At 66.4% G+C, this 4,965-nt stretch carries 1 protein-coding gene; it reads left to right on the top strand.

The features are described 5' to 3' along the window. On the top strand, positions 1 to 4,965 hold a 4,965-nt coding region (locus NKH49_RS34335; protein ID WP_352930080.1), incomplete at both ends, for a non-ribosomal peptide synthetase.

Raw genomic sequence — 4,965 nt, 5'->3', positions numbered from 1 at the left:
CGGCGCTGGCACAGATCTGGGCGGAGCTTCTCGGGGTCGAGCGGGTCGGACGCCACGATAACTTCTTCGAACTCGGCGGCCACTCGCTCTTGGCGGTGCAGCTCTCGAGCCGGCTGTCACAGGCTGTTGGTGTCGAGCTGCCGCTGACGCGGCTGTTCGCCAAACCGGTGCTGGCCGATCTGGCGGAAAGCATTGTCGAGCAGTTGAGCCGCTCCGGCTCCCAAGAACTGCCGGGGATTGCGGCTGTGTCGCGTAATGAGCCGCTTGTGCTGTCGTTTGCGCAGCAGCGGCTGTGGTTTTTGGCGCAGCTGGACGAGGGCAGCACCAACTATCACATTCCGCTGGCCTTGCGGCTGCGTGGTGTGCTCGACCGCACCTCGTGGCAGCGCAGCCTTGACCGTTTGCTTGCGCGTCATGAAGCGCTGCGCAGTGTCTTTGTCGCGTCGGATGGCAAGCCCTGGGTTGAGGTTCTGCCGCCGGATGCGGGGCTGCCCGTACTTGAGCACGATCTGCGGCACAGGCCGGATGCGGAAGCGGCGCTTCTGGATCTGTGCCATGAAGAGGCGCGCACGCCATTCGATCTTGCGGGTGGCCCGCTGATCCGCGGGCGTCTGATCCGGATGTCGGATGCGGAGCACGTCTTCCTGCTGACGCAGCATCACATCGTCTCGGACGGCTGGTCGATGGGCGTGCTGGTGCGTGAACTCAGTCAGCTTTACCGGGCGTTCGAGGCTGGACAGGACGATCCTTTGCCGCCGCTGGCAATCCAGTACCCGGATTATGCCGCCTGGCAACGGCAGTGGCTGTCGGGGGAACGGCTGCAGAACCAGGCGCAGTATTGGCGCGACGCCCTGTCTGGCGCTCCGGCCCGTCTTGCCTTGCCGACGGACCGGCCGCGGTCGGCCCAGCAGTCGTTTGCCGGGGCCAGTGTGCCGATCGTCATCGATGCGGATCTGACGCGGCGGCTGAAGCGGCTGAGCCGGCAGCATGGCACGACGTTGTTCATGACGGTGCTGGCGGCCTGGGCGGCGGTGCTGTCGCGTCTGTCGGGGCAGGAGGACATTGTGATCGGCGTGCCGAGCGCCAATCGAGGCCGGCGCGAGATTGAAGAGTTGATCGGCTTCTTCGTGAACACCCTGGCGCTTCGGCTGGACCTGTCGGGCGTGCCGAGCGTGTCGGAGCTTCTGGAACGGACGCGGCGCACGGCGCTGGCTGCGCAGGAACATCAGGACCTGCCATTCGAGCAGGTGGTCGAGATCGTGCAGCCGCCACGGCATCTTGATCACACGCCGTTGTTCCAGGTGATGCTGGCCTGGCAGAACAACGCCGTCGGGTCATTGGACCTTCCGGGGCTGAGTGTGGAGGCTGCCGGGGATGGGTTCGATCAGGTCAAGTTCGATCTGGAGCTAAGCCTTGGCGAGCATGGCGAGGTGATCGCCGGAACATTCGGTTATGTCACGGCGCTGTTCGATCAGGCGACGATCGAGCGGCAGCGTGGTTATCTGCTGGCGCTGCTGCGGGCGATGGTTGCCGATGCAGGCCAGCCGGTCGGCCGCATCGAGCTGCTGTCATCCGACGAGCGGACCTATCTGCTGGAGGAGTTGAACCGGACGGCGGCGGCCTATCCTTCGGAGCGGTGCATCCACGAGCTGTTCGAGGCGCAGGTGCGCCAGGTGCCGGAGGCGGTGGCGCTGGTCCATGAGGACGAGCGGCTGAGCTATGGCGAGCTCAACGCCCGGGCCAACCGGCTGGCGCATCATCTGATCGCGCTCGGGGTGAAGCCGGACCAGCCGGTGGCGATCTGCCTGGAGCGCAGCCCGGCGATGGTGGTGGGTCTCTTGGCGATCCTCAAGGCGGGCGGTGCCTATCTGCCGCTGGACCCGGCCTATCCCTGCGCGCGGCTGCGGCAGGTTCTCGACGAAGCCGCGCCGCACCTGCTGCTGGCCGATGCGGCCGGACGCGCCGCACTGGGCGCCGAGGCGCTGGCCGATGTGAGGGTGGTCGATCTTACGACGGCCACCCCGGCCTGGGCCGGGCTGCCCGCTTGCGATCCCGAGCCGCGCGCCCTTGGCCTCACCTCCCGCCATCTCGCCTATGTCATCTACACCTCCGGCTCCACCGGAAGCCCAAAGGGCGTCATGGTCGAGCACCACAGCTTGGTCAATCTTACAGCATGGCATGTGCAAAGGTTTTGTCCGCAACCAGAAACCTGCTGCACACTCACGGCTGGAGTGGCATTCGATGCCAGCGCTTGGGAGCTATGGTCTGCATTATCCAATCGTAGCGCATTGCTGCTCCCGCCCAGAGCAGCAGGAGGAGATCCCCTGCTTCTACTGCAATGGTGGCGTGATCAGCCACTGGACGCCGCGTTTTTAGTCACGCCGCTGGCTACAACCGCGTTAGAAGACAAGCTGATAAACCCCACGTTGGAGTACTTGCTTATCGGTGGTGATCGTGTCCAGCGTGTGCCTTCGCTGGAACCGTCATCTCTCAAGTTAGTAAATAACTATGGCCCTACTGAAGCTACTGTCGTGGCAACTTCGGGACAGCTCTTCAGTGACAACGCTGTGCAACATATCGGCCGTCCGATTGCGAACACGCGGATCTATCTGCTGGACGGTCATGGTGCGCCCGTGCCGTTCGGGGCGGTGGGTGAGCTTTACATTGGCGGGGCGGGTGTTGCGCGTGGTTACCTGAACCGGCCTGAGCTGACGGCGGAGCGGTTTCTGGCCGATCCGTTCAGCGATGAACCCGGGGCGCGGATGTACAAGACCGGCGACCTGGCGCGCTATCTGCCGGACGGCAATCTGGAGTTTCTGGGCCGCAACGACGACCAGGTGAAGATCCGCGGCTTCCGCATCGAGCCGGGCGAGATCGCCGCGCGGCTGATCGAGCATGCCTGGGTGCGCGAGGCGGCGGTGGTGGCGCGCCAGGACCGCGCCGGCGACAAGCACCTTGTCGCCTATGTGGTGTGTGGACCCGAGGCCGGCTCGGACGAGGACGATGGAGGCGGGCTTGCCGGCGCCTTGCGCGCGCATGTGAGCGGGCGGCTGCCGGACTACATGGTGCCGGCTGCGTTCGTGCGGATCGAGGCGCTGCCGCTGACGCCGAACGGCAAGCTCGACCGCAAGGGACTGCCGGCGCCGGCCGACGACGCCTATGCGCGGGCGGCCTATGAGGCGCCGCGCGACGGGATCGAAACGGCGCTGGCACAGATCTGGGCGGAGCTTCTCGGGGTCGAGCGGGTCGGACGCCACGACAACTTCTTCGAACTCGGCGGCCACTCGCTCTTAGCGGTTCAACTGATGGAGCGTCTGCGGCGGCTGTCGCTTGGGGTCGAGGTGCGCACCCTGTTCGCCAGGCCGGTGCTTGCCGATCTTGCGGCCAGCCTTGGCAGCCATCACGAGGTGGCGGTGCCTGCCAACCTGATCACCGAGCAGAGCACGGCGATTACGCCGCAGATGCTGCCGCTCATTGAGTTGGCCCAGCCGGAGATCAACCGGATCGTCGCCACGGTGCCCGGCGGCGTCGGCAACATCCAGGACATTTATGGCTTGTCGCCGCTGCAGGACGGCATCCTGTTCCATCATCTGCTGGCCAGCCGGGGCGATCCCTACCTGCTGGTGTCGCAGATGGCGTTTGCCGACCATGACCTGTTGGAGCGCTATCTTGGCGCGGTTCAGCAGGTGGTGGATCGGCACGACATCTTGCGCACGTCGTTTGTCTGGGCGGGGCTGTCGAGCCCAGCCCAGGTGGTGTGGCGGCGTGCGCCGCTGGAGGTGAGCGAGGTCGAGCTGGATGCGTGTGATGGTTCCGGCCCCGATGAGCTCCGGCGCCGGTTTGATCCGCGCCGGCACCGCATCGATCTTGGCCGGGCGCCCTTGTTGCGGTTTGTGATCGCGCGCGAGCCCGGCAGCACACGCTGGCTGCTGCTGGAGTTGCAGCACCATCTGATCGGGGATCACACGACGCTGGAAGTGATGCATGCCGAGGTGCGGGCCGTGCTGGAGGGACGCGCGCATGAGCTTGCAGTACCGCAGCCGTTCCGCAATCTGGTGGCGCAGGCGCGCCTGGGTGTCGATGCCAAGGCGCATGAGCAGTTCTTCCAGGAACAGTTGTCGGACATCGACGAGCCGACGATGCCGTTCGGGCTGAGCGAAGTCTACGGCGACGGCAGCGAGGTCGGCGAGGCGCATCGGATGCTGCCGCAGGCGCTCAACGAGCGGCTGCGGGCACAGGCGCGGCGGCTGGGGGTGAGCCTGGCCAGCCTGTGCCATCTGGCCTGGGGGCAGGTGGTGGCGCGCAGCAGCGGACGAGAGCAGGTGGTGTTCGGCACGGTGCTGTTCGGCCGTATGCATGCGGGTGCGGGCGCCGACCGCACAATGGGCCTGTTCATCAACACCCTGCCTGTGCGGCTTGACCTGGACGGGACCGGGGTCGCGGCGAGCGTGCGCAGCACGCATGCGCGGCTTTCCGAGCTGCTGGCGCACGAGCATGCCTCGCTGGCGCTGGCGCAACGCTGCAGCGGCGTTGCGGCGCCGGCGCCGCTGTTCAGCGCGCTGTTGAACTACCGCCACAACACGCCGGCGGCCATGTCCGGCTCCGGACCGGATGATGTCCTGGCGGGGGTGGAATGGCTGGGCGGGGAGGAACGCACCAACTATCCGCTGACCCTGTCGGTGGAAGATTATGGCGAGGCGCTCGGCCTGACGGCGAAGGTGGCGGAGCCAATCTCTGCGGATCGGGTCTGCGGCTACATGCAGCACGTGCTCGAGCAACTGGCAGGGGCACTGGAGCATGCCCCCAATACGCCGGTGCGCAACCTGGACATCCTGCCGGCCGACGAGCGCGCCTATCTTTTGGAGGAGTTGAACCGGACGGCGGCGGCCTATCCGTCGGAGCGGTGCATCCACGAGCTGTTCGAGGCGCAGGTGCGCCAGGTGCCGGAGGCGGTGGCGCTGGTCC

The sequence above is a fragment of the Mesorhizobium sp. M1088 genome (genome assembly GCF_040318575.1).
In the GTDB taxonomy this organism is placed as follows: Bacteria; Pseudomonadota; Alphaproteobacteria; order Rhizobiales; family Rhizobiaceae; genus Mesorhizobium.
Note: the sequence above shows the minus strand (reverse complement) of the source record. Positions and strands in the feature narration are given on the sequence as shown.